Here is an 18,585-nt window from a genome sequence, read left to right on the forward strand (position 1 = left end):
AATATGGGAATTATAAAAGTTGAAAATATTCGCGTTTTTGCGCATCATGGTTGTTTAAAAGAAGAAACAAAAATTGGCAGTGATTATCGTGTAGATTTAGAAGTTGAAGCAGATTTACAAACTTCGGCAAAATCTGATAAACTCTCTGACACTGTTGATTATGTATTTTTAAACAGAATAGTAAGGGAAGAAATGAATATTCCTTCTTATTTATTAGAGACTGTTGGGAAACGTATTTTAAACAGGATTTTTAAAGAAGACAAGCTTGTAAAAAAGGCAACTGTTTGGGTTAGTAAGTTAAATCCTCCTATAGGCGGTGATGTAGAAAAAGTAACGATTAAAATGACAGATAAGCGAAAAAATATTTTATAGTAAGAAAAACTCTAATTTTTTTTTACATTTGCACTCTCGTAATGGCGTTGTGGCCGAGTGGCTAGGCAGAGGTCTGCAAAACCTTCTACAGCGGTTCGAATCCGCTCGACGCCTCAAAAAAAACCTTCAGTTTTAAGCTGAAGGTTTTTCTTTTATAATGTTTATTTGTTCAAATTTTTCTTTTATCATTTTCTTTTCCTTAGGAAAAAATCCTTGAACAAGCAGTAAAACACCAAATCCAAGTATAACTAATGCAATAATTTTTTTTGTTTTAAAAATACGTTTAGGTGTTAATCTACTTCTCAATTTTTTGGCGATTACTATTTTAACCAAATCAACTAAAAAATAGACGATTAAAATAGTGCTTAAAAACACAACTACTCCGTCTTTTGTTTTTGTTAAACTGTTGCCAAGCACAATAAAAGCAACCCAACCCAATAAAACCCCAATATTAATAAAGTTTAATAAAAACCCTTTTAAAAAAAGTTTTCCATAGCCTTTTCTTATTTCAACTTTATGGTACTCTTTTACAATTTCTCTAAAAGACTTAGACGTTTTTATAAATGAAATTATACCATATACTACCAATAAAACACCTCCAAAAACTAAAAAATTTGGATCGTCTTTAATTTTTTCTAAAAGTTTACTGGTACTAAAAAAAGCTACAAGAATAAAAAAAATGTCGGCCAACATAACACCGCAATCAAATATTAAAGCGCTTTTAAATCCTTTAGTGGCACTGGTTTCAAGAAGCACAAAAAACACAGGTCCTATGGTAAATGCTAAAATTACACCAAAAGGAATTGCCGCTAAAATGTCGTCGAACATAACTATTATGAGAGTTTACACAAAGTAAAGAAAAAAGGCGTGTTATACCAAAAGACATTTGTAATGAATGATTTGCTATTGTATATCTCTGTTTTCATTATTGCCCCATTCACATAAGTTAGGACAACCATTTATTAACTCAAAATTTCAAAAAAAACTTTCATTTAATTTACCCTGTTAAATTGTTGTTCCTTAAGCAAAACAAGATTATTAATAGTAAATTAAACGAAAGTTTTTTATCATTCTACATTAAAACTTGAATCTAAATCTGTTTTAGAACTGCCGCCAACATATATTTTAAATTCACCTGGTTCAAGTTTGAAAACACCGTCATTATCGTAGAATCCTAACTCCTTCTTAGTTAAATTAAAAGTGATTGTTTTCCCTTGATTTGGTTCTAATTCAACCAATTGAAATCCTTTCAACTCTTTAACCGGCCTTGTAATACTTGCAAATAGGTCTTGAATATAAAGTTGGATCACTTCTTTACCAGATAATTTACCAGTATTTTTTAAATCCACTGAAACTTTAAAAACGTCGTTAGAAATCTTATTAACAGTCAAATTGGAATAAGAAAATGAGGTATAACTTAAACCATGTCCAAATGGATATAAAGGATCATTGCTTTCGTCTATATAATGTGACCAAAATACTTCGTTTGGAGCAGGAAGAGTAGGTCTTCCAGTATTTTTATGGTTGTAGTAAATAGGCACTTGCCCTACACTTCTAGGAAACGACATTGGTAACTTTCCGCTAGGATTATAATCACCATACAAAACCTGTGCAATTGCATTTCCACTTTGAGTTCCTAACTGCCACGCCTCTACAATAGCTGGAATATGCTCGTCTGCCCACGGAATAGTAAGTGGGCGACCATTATTTAATACCAAAACAATGTTTTTATTAACCTTATAAACAGCCTCTAAAAGTTCTTGTTGAACACCAGGTAAATTTAAATCTGTCCTACTTCTTGCTTCTCCAGTTTGAAATCCATGTTCACCCAAAACCATAACTACAACATCAGCTTTTTTAGCGGTTTCAATAGCTTTTGCGAACTCACTTTTATCTTTTGTATTAATGTTTAGTTCTTTAGAAAACTCAGCTTTTCCAATGGTTAAATCAGCTCCTTTTACATAATTCAATATATTGCCAGTATAGCTTTGCATCCCTTCAAGAACTGAAATAGCAGAATTGTCTTCTGCTGCGATTCTCCAACTGCCTAAAGGGCTGGTTTTGTCTGAAGCCAAAGCTCCTATTAAAGCAATTTTTTGCCCTTCTTTTTTTAGAGGAAGTAATTGATTTTCATTTTTAAGAAGTACAATAGATTTTTTTGCAACATCTAAAACAGCTTCTTTAATTTCTTTGCTTTCTGTAACCTCTGCTTCTCTTGCTTCATTACAATATTTATAAGGATCGTCAAATAATCCAAGCTCAAACTTTACTCTTAATATTCGTTTTACAGCATCATCAATTAAAGATTCGTCAACAACTCCTTCTCTTACTAAATTAGCTAGTTCATCTACATATACATATGACTCCATGTCCATATCTGAACCTGCAATAACCGCTAATTTAGCAGCTTGTTTTTTGTTTTCTGCAAATTTATGATTGATCATTTCATTTATTGAACCCCAATCTGAAACCACAAAGCCTTTAAAACCCCAATTACCTTTTAAAATATCTCTTTGTAAAAAAACATTTCCGGTTGCTGGAATCCCATTTAATTCATTAAATGAATTCATAAATGTTTTTACATCTGCATTAGCTGCAGCTTCAAAAGGCGGAAAAATAATATTATAAAGCGTTGAAGTACCAACATCAACTGTATTATAATCTCTACCTGCTTCGGCAAAACCATAACCTCCCCAATGTTTAGCGCAAGCAGCAATTGTTTCTGAAGATGATAAATCGTCTCCTTGAAATCCTTGAACTCTAGCTTCAGCTATTTTCGAACCTAAATAGGGATCTTCTCCTGAACCTTCCATAACACGTCCCCACCTAGCATCTCTTGAAATATCAACCATAGGCGCAAATGTCCAGTTAATACCTGCGGCAGAAGATTCCTTTGCTGCTACTTGAGCTGATTTTTTAATGGCTTCTAAATCCCAACTTGCTGCTTCTGCCAATGGTATTGGACTAAGTGTTTTGTAACCATGAATCACATCAAAACCTATTATTAATGGAATGCCAAGTCTAGTTTCTTCAACAGCTATTTTTTGAACTGCTTTAACTTCTTTAACGCCTCTTACATTAAGCATAGAACCTACATATCCCTTTCTTAAATGGTCATATTTCATAGCCGCATCTCCATCAGCAGGTTTTGGACCAGTTACATCCCAAAATCCATTGTATTGATTCATTTGACCAATTTTTTCTTCTAAAGTCATTTTTAAAAGTAAATCAGTAATCTTTTTTTCAATCGAATCTTGTGAATCGATTGTGCCAACATTTACGTTATTTTCTGCTTGTTCTTTACAAGAAACATTTAAAAACAGTAAAGTTATAAGTAAAATAAATAGTTTGCTTGTTTTCATAATTTTTGAAATACTCTTATATAATCAATTTCCATTACAGACTCTGTGAAATTTGGGTCGATAGTAAACCAACTTCCTCCCATAGCAACATTTAAAATAAAGAACTGAGGTTTATTAAAAGGCCATGTACTACTGTTTTTAACTGCTGGATTATAGCTATACAAGTAGGTATCATCTATTAAAAATTTAAGTTCAGTTTCTGTCCATTCTAAAGTATATACATGAAATTCTGTTGAATAATCATTAATTGTGGTTTCCCCTACTTTAACGTTGGCACAACCTCCAGAACAAGAAGGCTTATGTGTGGCACTAGAAATAATTCCAGGATTATAACCCCAATGTTCCATAATATCAATTTCTCCACATGAAGGCCAACCCACTTCACTAATATTAGCACCTAACGTCCAAATTGCTGGCCATGTACCCGAACCAGAAGGTAATTTTGCTCTTACTTCTACACGACCATAAGTAAAATCGTATTTGCCTTTTGTTAATAGTCTTGCAGATGTATATTCAAATCCCTCATAATTTTCCTTTTTTGCAATTATTTTCAAAACACCATTTTCAACCTTAACATTATCTGTTCTATTGGTGTAATATTCTTTTTCACCATTTCCCCATCCACAATTACTAGGACATCCATTTCCTATATCGTAACCCCATTTTGAACTATCTGGGGCTCCATCTGTATTAAATTCATCAGACCAAACTAATTGAGGGGTTTTTGGTACAACATACACTGATATCTTTTGAAAACCACTAATCATATTACCTGTACTTGAATAGGCAAAGACAGAAACCAAATATTCATTGACTCCTTCGTATGTGCAAGTGTACTGAAATTCTCCACTTGTATTTTTTACTTCAGCTTCGTTACCAACTTTAAAGCCATAAGAGGTAGCATCTGTTGCACTAGCAGTACAACTTATTTTACCAGTTCCATCTCCATTAAGATTATTAGCATCAGCTCCTGAGACTACAATGTTAAGAGTTAAATTTTTAGGTATTATTTGTTGTGGTTCTTGTATAGAATCTCCTCCAGCAGAACATGATAAAAAAACTACAAAGCTTATTTGTAATAAATAATATATATTTTTAAACATTTTTTAAACATTTTTTAAATTATTATGTTAAAATAGGAAGACAAAATGTCTTCCTATTTTAACATAAATACAAGCATTATTCGGGCACTAATGTAAACCACCAATTAAATTCATTATTACCATCAGTAGTTGTTAATGTCATCTCATTTTCTGAACGGCTAAATATAATATATTGATGATTACCTCCTGCATAATATCCAACGAAAGCCAAACCAGTTAAGCTAAGAGTTTCAACGCCTCCTGGGGCAGTTAAGATCCATTGAGCTGAGTAATCATTGAAGATATAGTTTTGCACGTCTGCGCCTTCTACAGTTCCTCCAGAACCTCCCAATTCGTTAATTAAAGGATCCCTTCCAAAAACAGTTCCATTAGTAACATGAGTGAACGTACCATCAATATTAAATGTATAGCGATCATCATACATTCCTACTCCTTCTTTTTCACCAGCCCCTGCAGAATACCATTCAAACGGTGTTGTTCCATTTACTGGTCCTAAACCAAAGTGAGGTTTAGCTTCCGCTTTTATTCTCCAAACTCTTGAAGAATTAGAGGTAAGCATAGTTAATAAATCTGCTGGAGGAGAATAAAGGGATAATACCTCAACTTCAATAGTTTTAGTAGTTGAAACACCTCCCGTACCATAAGCAATTACAGTAACAGGATATGTATTAAGCCCTAATACAGTAAAGTCATGAGAAACAGAACCTCCTTTAGCCAGTTTCGTTACATTTTGAATCACGAAATGAATTGCTGTAACATTATCTGCCGTTGCAGTAAAGTTAACCGAACCAGAACCATCTCCATTTGGGTTAGCAGCATCCGCACCAACAATATCAACTGAAATTTGTATGTTGGATGGAGCTATAAGCTCCCCTAGTTCAACGTCATCATCTTGACAAGCAAAAACTAATAGCGCTATAAAAACACCGAGTATATATTTTAAGTTTTTCATCTTTGTATTTTTTAATTAGTTAACGTGAAATCATCATAATAATATACCGAACCATCTCCTGCATTACCGAAATCGAAGAATATTACAATTCTAACATAATCTGCAGTTGGTGCAGCACTAAAATCATAAACTAAAGTTTCCCAAGCATTTGCGGTTGTTGTATTTACATCAACTTCATATGTAATGGTCGCATCAACGTTTTCTAATTTTACCTTTACCACAGCGCCAGTTTTTGGTGACCATGTTTTAACGCTTATTTTTGAATACGTTAAGAAATCTAATGGAGTAGCAATTTCAAAGAAGCTTCCAGCCCATACTTCTGCCCCAGAAGGTTTAGTAAATTCTGCTACTTTTAGAGAAGTGTTCTCACCTGTTGCATCTGGATTGTCAATTACCTGTACCGCTGCATTTCCAAAATTTGTAAACGTTGGTGCAGTTCCTTCTAATGACTCTAAAACAAGTGGAGCAATACCTCCTTCACTTTCTAATTGAAATTCATCATAATAGTATACAGATCCATCCCCTGCATTTCCAAAATCAAAGAAAATTACAACTCTAACATAATCGGCTACCGGAGCAGCACTAAAATCATAAACTAATGTTTCCCAGCTATTTGATTTTGTTGTATTTACATCAACTTCATAAGTAATACTAGCGTCAGAGTTTTCTAATTTTACCTTGACAACAGCTCCAGTTTTTGGTGACCATGTTTTAACCTTTATCTTTGAATAAGTGATAAAATCTAATGCACTCGGTACTTCAAAAAAGCTACCTGCCCAAACTTCAGCTCCAGAAGGCTTTGTAAACTCAGCTACATTTGACGATGTATTAATGCCTGACGCGTCGGGGTTACTTATTACTTGTACTGCTGCGTTTCCAAAATTTGTAAACGTTGGTGCTGTTCCTTCAAAATCTTCAATCATGGAGGTTACAATACCTGAAGCAGCCTTATAAAAATAAATATTATCAATAAAGACAGTTCCGGCAGCCCATGGATCACCTACAAATTTCATTTGAAAAATTTCGGAAACTGTAAGTCCTTGATCAGTATAATCAGAAATAGGAATGTCTATAGTTGTCCATTCTCCAGCAGTTAAATCACTCCAAACTGGTTTCTCTGTAACATTACCACCAGCATTATTAATTAGTGATGTTTCAAGTCTGGCAACATCTCCAGACGTCCAAACATCCATATGCAAGAATTCCATTCCTGAAACATCAACTGATGTTCCGTCAGCAAGAGCTATTCCCTGATAACTCAAATTAATGTATTGCAACATTTCATCTCCATTTAAATCAAACAGAGCCCAGCCACTGCCTTGTCCTCCTTGTCCCCAATCTGGGAAGTAATTGGTGCCAGCGACATTAGTATATTTGCTTGAAAAAATAGAAATCACATCGCCATCCAACCTTCCTGGTTGAGCAGGTGCAGAAGCAATGGGCTGCAAAATTTCAGTCACCTCAAAATCTGTAACATATTCTGTAGTGGCAATGGCAGCACTTTTTGAAACTACTCTAATAGTATAATTCCCTGGAGTTTGATAGATATAGGAAACAACATCTCCATTATTAGCGCTTACTGGTGTATCATTACCATCTTCGCCAAAATACACATCGAAAGAGACAGCAAAATCTGCTGTTGCTGTAACATTTACCTGTTTTGATACTGCTAGATCATTAGAAATCTCAACAACTAAATTTTCTGGAGCCTTAAATGAAACTACCAGATCTTTGGTTACTTGACTTTTTAATCCTGTAATACCAATAGCTTCTATAGTTACAGAGTAAGTGCCTTCACTATAAATGTGTTCCACACTTTGCCCTTGATTTACTACTTCTGGCTCTGCAGTATCGTCACCTAAAGTAATATTGTACTTCACAGCGCCAGTTGAATTTGGTATTATGGTAACAAGACCTGTATTATCTTGTGTTACTTGAAATAGCGCCGATATATTTGAAGGAGCTACTACATTATCTAAATAATCTAAATTATTATCATCGGTACAACTAAAAACCATCAATAACGCTAGACTATAGCTTAATATATATTTTAATGTTCTCATAGTTCTTTTTTTTAATTTTGGTATCCAGGATTTTGTTGCCATCTGTTTCCAGACAATTCTATTTCTTGAATTGGAATAGGGAAAAGTTCGTTTTTACCAGCTTGAAAACCCGGAATTGTTCCAACTGCTTTTCCTGTTCTAACCAAATCAAAGAAACGATGACCTTCACCTACTAATTCTACACGACGTTCTTTATAAATATCATTTGTTAAATTAGTTCCTGTTGTACTTACATTTCCTAACATGGCTCTATTTCGTACTTGATTTAAATAACCTAGTGCTCTAGAATCACTAATTCCACCTCTATTTAGAGCTTCTGCAGCCATTAATAATACATCTGCAAAACGAATTACTCTTGTATTATTTGGATTTGTAAGAGCAGCATCTGGCCTGTTTGCATCTCCTAATCTTGCAATGTACTTTCTGTTAAAATATCCTGTTTGCTCATAACCAGCAGTTTCATCATAACTTGCACCAGGATGATCTGCTATCCATTGTTCAATATCTAATATGGAATAATCCAATCGGATATCTCCATCTTCAAAGGCATCAACCGCTTCTTGAGTAGGAACGTTAAAACTATATCCAAAATCAAACACAGGACCTACATAACCTCTAACGCCATTAAATCCAACAGCATAGTTTCCTTCTAGACACTGAAAACAATCGTAAGATCCACCATCTACATCTGAATATTGTATTTCAAAAACAGATTCTATATTGTTTTCATATTCGTTCTCCCACATTAAAGGAGCAATATCTGAAGGAAGTAATTCATAAGGTCCATTAGCTATTAAATCTTCGAATACATTGGCTGCTTCAGTAAATTTATCTTGAAATAAATAAGCTTTGCCTAATAAAGCTTGAGCAGCTCCTTTTGTAATTCTTCCTGTTTGGCTTTGAGTATAAGGGAGATTTGCTGCTGCAAAAATTAAATCTTCTTCAATCAATGCATAAACTTCTGCTTTAGGTGTTCTGTCTATTGTAAATTGATCACCAAATTGAATGCGTTTATCTATTGATAAAGGCACATCTCCAAACCATTTTACTAATTCGAAATAATAAAATGCTCTTAAAAATCTGGTTTGTGCTATAACACTAGTTTTATTTGGAAAGTCTATTTTATCTTTAAATTCCATAATGTAGTTGGTACGATTAACACCTGTGTAATTCCAAGTCCAAATATTTCTTAAAATATTGTTTGTTGGTGTGTGAATCATGTCATCAATTTCCTGTATACCAGGAGTATCTGTAGCACTTTCTCCGCCAGCAAGTGTATTGTCTGAAGCTATTTCAGCAACTTGAAATTGTTGAGCTGTTGCTTGCAAATAATCGTATGCTGCAATTAATGCATCTTGATAATCTTGTTCTGTATTGAAAAAATCCTCTGAGTTTTCATCTGGTGAAGCAACATCAACAAAATCATCAGCACAAGAAAACATTGCTAAAAAAGCAAATACAATGAGGATATAATAAGTTTTTAAATTTTTCATAATGCTTATTAAAATTTTAAGTTAATTCCAAATAAAAATGTTTTAGCACTAGGATAGAATCCTTGGTCTATACCACCTCCTAATGGCGCTCCACTAGAAGCAGTAGGATCGTATCCTTTATATTCAGTTAGAGTAAATAAGTTATTTGCTGAAATATAAAGGCGTAATTTGCTGATTTTAGAATCTTCAAATACTTTATCAGAAAATGTATAACCTAATTGTACATTTTGTAAACGAACAAACGAGCCGTCTTCTACATAAAAATCAGAAAACAGTCCATTTGGAGTTGCGCCATTAGATACTCTTGGAAACGAATTACTAGTTCCTTCTCCTGTCCAACGGTTTAAATAAGAAATGGTCCTATTAGTAAGTTGTTGTCCTCTTTCATAATTACGAACAATTTCATTTCCCACAGAAGCAAACGCATAGGCAGAGAAATCAAAATTTTTATAATCTAAAGAAAAGTTCAGACCCATTGTAGCATCTGGAATAGGATTTCCTATGTTAACTCTATCATCTAAAGTAATTGCTCCGTCTCCGTTTTGATCCACATATTTTATATCACCAGGTTGAGGAATGATGTCTCCAATTGCAGAAGCATCGATTTCTTCTTGATTTTGAAAAATTCCATCGGTTTGATATCCATAAAAGTATCCCATTGGGAAGCCAGCTTCCATTCTAGATGGAGCAGGTTGACTTATACCAAACCCTCCTCCTGTTAAAACACCTGTGTTTGTGTTTACATATACAACTTCATTTTTTAAATATGTAACATTGTATTTGATACTAAATTTAAAGTTATCATTAAAGTTATCTGAATAGCCAATTGCTAATTCAATTCCTTCATTATCTACGGTACCTCCATTAACAAAAGGTGATCCACCTGTGCCAAGTAAGCCTGAAACTTCAGGTGCAACTAATAAATCTTCTGTTCTCTTTTTAAAATAATCAGCTGTAATATCAACTTTATTATTTAAAATTCTCATATCTACACCCACGTCAAATGTTTTTTGCTTTTCCCACTTAATTTCAGGGTTTGCAATAGCACCACTCGCTTTGCCAATAAATTCTTGATTGTCAAAAATATAAGTTCCCTCTCCATTTAATAATGATACAAATCTATAAGAGCCAATTCTATCATTACCTAAAATACCATATGAAGCTCTAATTTTTAAGAAATTGAGGAAATTACTGTTTTTAAGAAAGTCTTCATCAGAAGCTACCCATCCAATGGAACCTGAAGGAAAATAACCAAATTTGTTTTTAGGCCCAAAACTTGTTGAACCATCTCTTCTTACTACAGCTGAGAATAAATATTTTCCTTTATAATCATACTGTAATCTTGCAAAATAAGACAACAATCTTGAATCAAAAGTTGGGTTTCTGCCTGTAAATCTGTTTATGTTTTCAATATCTTTAGAATCTTCTAAATTGGCGTTTTCAATGGTATTACCTCTTATGTCAAATCCTGTTGCTCCAGTATACTCTCCAGTTGTTTTAAATACTGATGTTGCTAAAAGAACATTTATATTATGAATATCATTAAATTTATTTTCATATTTCACAAAGGAATCAAATGTATAATCTCTATAATAATTTAATCCTTCAAAAACACTGCTTCTAAGTACGTTGCTGTTTTTTCCGCTTCCAAAATAAGCAATAGGGTTAAAAACCTTTGAACTTACTTCAGCGTAATTAAATTGAATATTTGTTTGCGCAGTAAAATGATTAAGAAAGTTGTAAGATAGTCCTGCGTTTCCGCTTAACTTCATTACTTTTCCCCTATCATAAGTATCGTCTATTTGTGCCAATGGGTTAATAACCTCTCCACCTAAGCCTTCTGCCAAAGTATAGTCGCCATTTTCATCATATACCGTAAATGTTGGTGCCATATTAATGGCATTAAAAAGAACTGAGGAATTTGAGTTTTCAGGAAGATTTTTTTTATTGGTTCTCATTAAAGTAAGACCAGAGGTTAGTTTTAAATTTTCTAACAAATCCACATTATAAGTCATACTATTGGTAAAACGCGAAAAATTGGATTGGTTTCCACCAACAATCCCGTCTTGTGTTAAAAATGAACCACTATATGAGTAATATGATTTTTTCCCTCCTCCTTTAAAAAGAATACTATGGCTTTGTATTGGTGCGTTTTCAAACACTAAATCTTGCCAATCGGTTCCCTTTCCTAAATTTGATAAATCTGTATAAGGAGGTGTATTGCCACCAGCTGCAAACGCTTCATTAACAATAGCAGCATATTCTGTAGCATTTAAAACAGGAATTTTTCTGGTAGTTTGTTGAAAACCTCCATAGGCGTTATACTCTACGGTTATAGGCATGTCTTTTCTCCCTGTTTTAGTTGTTATAAGTATAACCCCATTAGCTGCTCTAACACCATAAATACCAGCAGTGGCATCTTTAAGTATATTCATACTTTCAATATCATTGGGATTTAAAACACTTAAATCTTCAATAACATTTCCATCTACTAAAATTAAAGGTCTGCTGTCTCCATTTGTAGAAACACCTCTAATGCTTATGGTTGAACCTCCACCTGGAGTTCCAGATTGCGATGTAATATTAACACCCGCTACCTGACCCTGTAAAGCTTGCTCAACCCTTGTTGGTTTTAAAGCCTCAATAGTTTCGCTAGAAACTACGCTAACTGCTCCAGTAATTTCCTTTTTAGTTTGAGTTCCGTAACCAATAACTATAACCTCATCAAGTTTGGCTATGTCTTCATCTAATGTAATAGTTAGGTTTGAATCGTTATTTACAACAATTTCCTTAGTTACATAACCTATATAACTAAAAGATAATGTTGAACCAATTTCAACATCATTAATAGTAAAATTGCCATCAAAATCAGAAACAGTTCCTTTAATGGTATTTTTTACTAAAATATTAACTCCAGGGATAGGCATTCCACTGCCGTCCTGAATTGTCCCGCTCACATTAACATTTTGTGCACTTGAGTATGCTATGAAAAATAAAGCTAGAATTTTAAAGAGAGTGTGTCTCATATGAATTAGTTTTTAGTTTTAAATAAATGTAATTTTTAAAATAGAGGCGCTAAAATTTATAACCTCGACAAAAAACATACATAACAAAAATTTTATGTTTTTTTTGATAAAAACCTATTATTAAAGCGAAATATTAATAATAATGCATTTTAAGATATTGCATCTTTGTGTATAAGATTATAGCAATGTTGTGGTTATGTATAGGTAAAAAAGGAAATTGTTGTGTGCTTATATTTCTAAAATATAATCCATTAAGTTAGAATCGTGCTTTAAATTCAACTTTTTACGTAATCTATATCGCTTTACCTCTACGCTTCTTGTAGATATGTTTAGTAGAGGCGCTATTTCTTTAGAAGATAAATTTAGTCTTAAATACGCACACAATCTTAAATCGTTTGAGGTTAAAGAAGGATGGTGTGATTTGATTTTTTTAAGGAAATCTTTATCTGCACTATTAAAAGCTTCTTGAAATGTATTCCAATCATCAGTGTTGTTTAAATTTCTATCAATAATTTTAATAACGTGATTTAATTTATTTCCGTCTTGAGCTTTATTGAGTTCTTTTTTTATACTGTTTAAAAACTCATTTTTCTTAATTAAACTCATGGTTGAAATACCCAACTCTCTATTCTTGCTTTCAATATCCTGTCTCAGCTTATCATTGTTAAAACGCATTAGTTGCTGTTTGTTTTCAAGTTCCTTTAACGCTAATTCTTGCTGTGTTTTTTTAAGTAATTTTTCTCTTTGTTTTTTATAATAACGTTTATAAATAGTGTGTATTAAAAATGATAAAAGAAATAACAAAACAATATATACAATTATAGCTGTATTTGAAAAATACCAAGGTCTTTCAATATTAAAAGAGTATGATTCTGTATTTGTTGAAAATTGATTTCCTAATCTACCTCTAACATAAAAAGTATAATTACCATAAGGTAAATTTTCAAATAAAGCGATTGAATTTGTTGACCACTTACTCCATTCATTATAAATTCCTTTTAATTTAAATTGATATTCTGCAACTACATATTTTTTATATTCAGGAATACTAAATTCAAATTCAATATTATTTTCTTTATTTTTTAAAGTTCCTATTTCATTCTTGTTAATTAAATCAGATTTATAATCATGCTTATAAGAACTTATAGAAATTGAATTAATATTAACTTTAAAAGTTGTATTAATCATTTTATCTAAGTTTATCAAAATATAACCTTGAGATGTTCCATATAGATAAACATTATCTTTAATAAAAGTGATGTTTTCGTAACCAGAAACATCATTCCTTAGATTATTTGGAAATGAAATTTTATTGATTTTAGGAATATAACTTAACTTTCTGGGTGATATATAAGTTAAATTGTATTTTGAAAAACTCCATAATTTATTAGATTCAGTATCGACCACCAATTTTCCAGATGTGTAATTTTCTTTATCGAATAGCTTACTAAAAACTGTATCTTTAATAAACTTGTCTTCTTTTTCATTGTATTTAAAAACACCTTCGTTATAGCTATATAGAATATTGTTTTGGTATTTAATAAGGCTTGATTTTAATCCTTTAGATACAGAAGAATATTGAAAAACAGAAGTGGCTTTGGTTAAATTATCGTCTAGTATAACTTTATAAACACCTTTATACTCATGACTAATTAATATTTCATTATCATTAAGTATTTCAAAATATCTGCTGGAAATATTGAACCCTTCAATTTTATTTTTAAACTTCCAATTTCCATTAATATTTTCAAGAATATTCAAGCCATTATAATTTCCTTGAAGCAGTAGATTTTTAACATATTTAATTTTTTTAATTTGCCATGTTCCTAAAACATCCGAAATTAATTTAGCTTGTGTACCATTAACAACAAAAGTTCCTGAATTATGCCCACAAAAAAGGGTATTATCAATATTTGTTAAACACCATACAGCTCCTTGTGTACCTTCAATAAGTCTAAACTCATTAGTGTTTTCTTTTTTATAAAACAATCCTTGATTAGTTCCAATATACAGGTATCCATTAAAATTTATTGATGTATTTACCGATCCTATATTTCCTTTTTGATCTTTATAAATAGAAAATGGCGACTTTATGTTAATACAGTTAATTCCGTTTTCTAAACCCAACCAAATATTGTTTTCTATATCTTCAAAAACCGATAAAACTGTATTGTTACTTAACCCGTTGGTTTGATCTATTTGATAGTTAATATAACCATCTGGTGTTAGATGAATAATCCCGTTTGAAACACTTCCTAAGAGGAAACTTTTATCTTTTAATTGTTTACTGTTATAAATTCTAATTTTTGAAAGTGTTTGATTAGCAGGTATATTCCACTTTTCAAAATTATTATCAATTAATTTATAAAAACCTAAATCTTCTGTTTCAAATAAAAGAGTATCATTATGATAGAAAATATTGGTTAGTAAATTTTCTTTTAAAATAGTATCGTCTGAAACTAATTTAGGCTTCCCATTTTCTATTTCATAAATTCCTTTTTTAACTTGTTGAAAATAAATATTTTCGTTAACCTTAAACATTTTATAAATGGTAGTATCCGATTCAATAATTGAATACTCTTGAGTAATACTATTATAAATATATATTCTGCTTAAAGATTGAAATAAAATAAAATCATCGATGGGTATGATATTCCAAATCTCTTCATCGTCTAAAAAAGTGATTCCTATTTTCTGTGAAAGTGAAGTATATTTTAAAGTTCCATAGATACTTTGTTCCCAATAACCAAATTCTCTATAACTCCCTGTATAAACAAGATCGTCAATAACGCTAACAGATCTAATAGTTGATTGGTTTGTTGACGTATAAAGTGTCCATTTAGCACCATTAAATTCTAAAAGACCTTTATTATTAGCTACATAAATATATTTGTTTTTAGCCTGAGAAACACTCCAGTTCTGATTCTCTGATCCATAATCTGTAGGTGTATAAACCTGAATTGGAGGACGTTCTTGAGAATTAACACAAAAAAATATGTGAAATATTAATAAATAAGTAAGTTTTTTAGCTGGTTTCAAAACAAAAATTGTTATGATACTAATTTAATAAAAATAAGACATTAAAATATTTAAGTTTTTGATAGTAGCATTAAGCTAAAAAAAATAAAAGCCATGAAAAATCATGCCTTTTTAAATATTTAAACTAAAATTTTTTAATTCATACGTTTAACTCTACCACCAAGAACCCTGCTTTCGTTAACGGTTTCTGGATTTCCATAAATAAACACATCACCACCTGCCCTAATTTTTACATCTACAATTTTTGTAGCATTTATATAAGCTTCTCCGGCTGCGTTAATTGAAACGTCGGTTTTTTCTGTTTCATTTTTTTCACCTTTAAAAATACCACCGGTAAGTAAAGAAATGTTTTGATTTTTAGATGTACCTGAAACCTCTATAATTCCTCCAGAAACAGCTTTAGCATTTAAATATGATACGTCACATATAACATCAACCTTTCCTCCTTCTTGAGTTCTTAAATCTATTTCAAACTGTTTGATAACATCTTTTGAATAAATTTTAGAGCCCTCATTAACATCGAGAACATCTACGTTTGTGTAGTATAAAGTTACTTTGGTTTCGCTTCCATCAAAAATTTGTTCAAGGTTCATTTTTATTTTAAGCTTTCCATTTTTATTATTAACAAGAACATCTGAGGTGTTTTTCCCAGAAATAATCACTTTATTCTCGTTTGATTTAATTAATTCAACTTCTATTAAATCATACACTTTAAGCTCTGTAAATTCTCCAATTGTTTTTTCTAAGGAATTTTGAGCAGTTAAAGTTAAAGTACAAATTAGGGCAATGAGTGTAATTAAGTTTTTCATCTGTTTTATTTTGTTTTAATAGGTCAGATATAACATCCTTAATTAATTTTAAAGGATGTTTTATTGTTTTATAACGTAAAGTTATCAAAAATTATTCCTCTTTTTTCCCAATTAAATTAAAATCTAAATGCTTTTTAACCAAATCTGTGTTTTTTACTTTAACAATAACCTCATCACCAAGTTGGTACATATTTTTTGTGTTTCTTCCTACTAAAGCATATTGTGTTTCATCAAATGCATAATGGTCATCCTTCATATCTCGTACACTAACCATACCCTCACATTTATTTGATATTATTTCTACATAAATACCCCAATCTGTCACACCCGAAATAACCCCTAAAAAAGTTTCATCTTTATGATCTTCCATAAAACGAATCTGCATGTATTTTATAGAGTCCCTTTCTGCTTTTGTTGCCAGATTTTCCATATTACTGGAATGGTTGCATTTATCTTCATAAATATCTTCATTTACCGATTTTCCTCTATCAAGATATAATTGCAATAAACGATGAGCCATCACATCTGGGTAACGTCGAATAGGAGATGTAAAATGACTGTAATAATCGAAAGCTAAACCGTAATGACCAATATTATGGGTAGTATATTCAGCTTTACTCATACTTCGAATCGTTAAGGTATCAACTAGATTTTGCTCTTTTTTACCTACCACACTTTGTAATAAATTATTCAATGAAGCGGTAGTGGTTTTTCTGTCTTTAAAATTTAATTTATATCCAAATTTTGAAACAATGCCTTGTAAAGCAGCTAGTTTACTTACATCGGGCTCATCATGTACACGATATATAAATGTTTTTTTAGGTGATTTTTTACCAATAAATTCAGCTACTTTTTTATTTGCAAGCAGCATAAATTCTTCAATTAATTTATTAGCATCTTTACTGCTTTTAAAGAAAACACCAATTGGGTTTGCTTCGGCATCTAAATCGAATTTTACTTCTACCTTATCAAAAGAAATAGCACCATCTATCATACGTTTTTTTCGCATTATTTTTGCTAATTCATCCAATTTTAAAACAGCTTCTGCAATTTCTGGTTTAGTTTGGTAAGCATTACCTGTTAAAGATACTTCTTGTGGAATGTTATTGGAATTAGATTCAATAATAGCTTGAGCTTCTTCATAAGCAAAACGTGCATCGCTATATGTTACAGTTCTTCCAAACCATTCATTTTTTACTTCTGCTTTGTCGTTTATTTGAAAAATTGCAGAAAAAGTATATTTTTCCTCGTTAGGTCTTAAAGAACAAGCATTGTTTGATAATACTTCCGGAAGCATTGGTACAACTCTGTCTACTAAATAAACTGAGGTTGCTCGCTCATAGGCTTCATCATCTAAAACAGTTCCTTCTTTTACATAATGGGATACATCTGCTATATGAATCCCTATTTCAAAAAGACCATTTTTTAAAATTTGAAAAGATAAAGCATCATCAAAATCTTTAGCATCTTTTGGGTCAATTGTAAAAGTTAAAACATCACGCATGTCCCTGCGCTTTTCAATTTCCTCTTTAGTTATAGATGTATCTAATTTATTTGCAAATTCTTCTACTTCGTGTGGAAATTCATAAGGTAAACCATATTCTGCTAAAATAGAATGAATTTCTGTGTTATGTTCTCCTGGTTTTCCCAATACTTTTAAAACTTTTCCATAAGGAGAATCTGCATTTTCTGGCCAATCCTCTAATTCAACCAAAACCTTATCTCCATCTTCTGCTTTATTTATTTTATTTATAGGGATGAAAATATCTTTATACATTTTTGTATTATCAACAATAACAAATGCATATTTTTCATGTAACTGAATAACACCAACATACTCATTTTTAGCACGCTTTATTATTTGTGTAATTTCACCTTCCATGTTTCCACGTTTACGACGTTTGTAAACGTAAAATTCTACTTCATCACCATTTAAAGCTTTATTAATATTGTTTGAAGCAATAAATACATCTTCATCAAAATCATCACTAATTACATAACCAGATCCTTTCACAGAGATATCTAAAATACCTGTATGATATTCTGTTGTTATAATGGCTTTAAATTTTCCTCTTTCAACTTCTTCTATTTCTTTTTGAGCAGTTAAAGCATGTAACTTTTTTATAATTTGATTTCTGCTACTAGCATCATTTACACCTAATTTAGCAGCAATTTGTTTATAATTAAAACTTTGATTTCTTTCTTTTTTTAAAATACTAAGAATAGTACTTGTAAGATTGGAAATACCTTTACTGGATTTCCCTTTTTTCTTTCTTGTCATTTATTTTTTTGTAATCATATTCCTTTCCTAAGATACAGGAAATTGTGTTATTTAATAGCGTTATTTTAGGAGAAGATTTGCTATT

At 31.5% G+C, this 18,585-nt stretch carries 11 protein-coding genes and 1 tRNA gene; 2 read left to right on the forward strand and 10 right to left on the reverse strand.

The annotated features are described in order from the left end of the window. Positions 1–3 precede the first annotated feature (3 nt). On the forward strand, positions 4–372 hold the full coding sequence (folB, locus tag V8G69_RS02420) for a dihydroneopterin aldolase (protein ID WP_394880130.1): 369 nt from the start codon (positions 4–6) through the stop codon (positions 370–372). Positions 373–415: 43 nt separating this feature from the next. Next, positions 416–486 (forward strand) — tRNA-Cys (locus V8G69_RS02425). A gap of 18 nt (positions 487–504) precedes the next feature. On the opposite strand, the gene V8G69_RS02430 is transcribed toward V8G69_RS02425, so the two are convergent. The 10 genes from V8G69_RS02430 to rnr all read right to left on the reverse strand — a co-directional run bounded on the left by V8G69_RS02430 (position 505) and on the right by rnr (position 18,500). Then, positions 505–1,200 carry a LysE family translocator gene (locus V8G69_RS02430; RefSeq protein ID WP_394880132.1) on the reverse strand — a complete coding sequence of 232 codons (696 nt, stop codon included), beginning with the start codon at positions 1,198–1,200 and terminating at the stop codon, positions 505–507. Positions 1,201–1,439: 239 nt separating this feature from the next. Further along, positions 1,440–3,734 (reverse strand): beta-glucosidase BglX, encoded by a 2,295-nt coding sequence (gene bglX, locus V8G69_RS02435; protein WP_394880134.1) that lies wholly within the window; start codon positions 3,732–3,734, stop codon positions 1,440–1,442. Then, positions 3,731–4,837, reverse strand: coding sequence for a glycoside hydrolase family 16 protein (locus V8G69_RS02440; protein WP_394880136.1), 1,107 nt, complete (start codon positions 4,835–4,837; stop codon positions 3,731–3,733). Before V8G69_RS02440 ends, bglX begins: the two co-directional genes overlap by 4 nt. Before the next feature lie 76 nt (positions 4,838–4,913). Further along, positions 4,914–5,789: a glucan endo-1,3-beta-D-glucosidase gene (locus V8G69_RS02445; RefSeq protein WP_394880137.1), complete on the reverse strand. Its 876-nt coding sequence runs from the start codon at positions 5,787–5,789 to the stop codon at positions 4,914–4,916. Between the two features lie 11 nt (positions 5,790–5,800). After that, positions 5,801–7,852: a hypothetical protein gene (locus tag V8G69_RS02450; RefSeq protein WP_394880138.1), complete on the reverse strand. Its 2,052-nt coding sequence runs from the start codon at positions 7,850–7,852 to the stop codon at positions 5,801–5,803. A gap of 11 nt (positions 7,853–7,863) precedes the next feature. Then, positions 7,864–9,345 carry a RagB/SusD family nutrient uptake outer membrane protein gene (locus V8G69_RS02455; protein WP_394880139.1) on the reverse strand — a complete coding sequence of 494 codons (1,482 nt, stop codon included), beginning with the start codon at positions 9,343–9,345 and terminating at the stop codon, positions 7,864–7,866. A gap of 8 nt (positions 9,346–9,353) precedes the next feature. Continuing rightward, positions 9,354–12,371: a SusC/RagA family TonB-linked outer membrane protein gene (locus V8G69_RS02460; RefSeq protein WP_394880141.1), complete on the reverse strand. Its 3,018-nt coding sequence runs from the start codon at positions 12,369–12,371 to the stop codon at positions 9,354–9,356. Positions 12,372–12,599: 228 nt separating this feature from the next. After that, positions 12,600–15,410, reverse strand: coding sequence for a triple tyrosine motif-containing protein (locus tag V8G69_RS02465; RefSeq protein WP_394880142.1), 2,811 nt, complete (start codon positions 15,408–15,410; stop codon positions 12,600–12,602). A 134-nt stretch (positions 15,411–15,544) separates the two neighbouring features. Then, complete coding sequence (locus tag V8G69_RS02470) at positions 15,545–16,219, reverse strand: head GIN domain-containing protein (protein ID WP_394880143.1); 675 nt, start codon at positions 16,217–16,219, stop codon at positions 15,545–15,547. Between the two features lie 91 nt (positions 16,220–16,310). Continuing rightward, entirely contained in the window at positions 16,311–18,500 is a 2,190-nt protein-coding gene (rnr, locus tag V8G69_RS02475) for a ribonuclease R (protein WP_394880144.1), read from the reverse strand. Positions 18,501–18,585: the final 85 nt, after the last annotated feature.

Source organism: Gaetbulibacter sp. M235 (assembly GCF_043876835.1).
Taxonomy (GTDB): domain Bacteria; phylum Bacteroidota; class Bacteroidia; order Flavobacteriales; family Flavobacteriaceae; genus Yeosuana.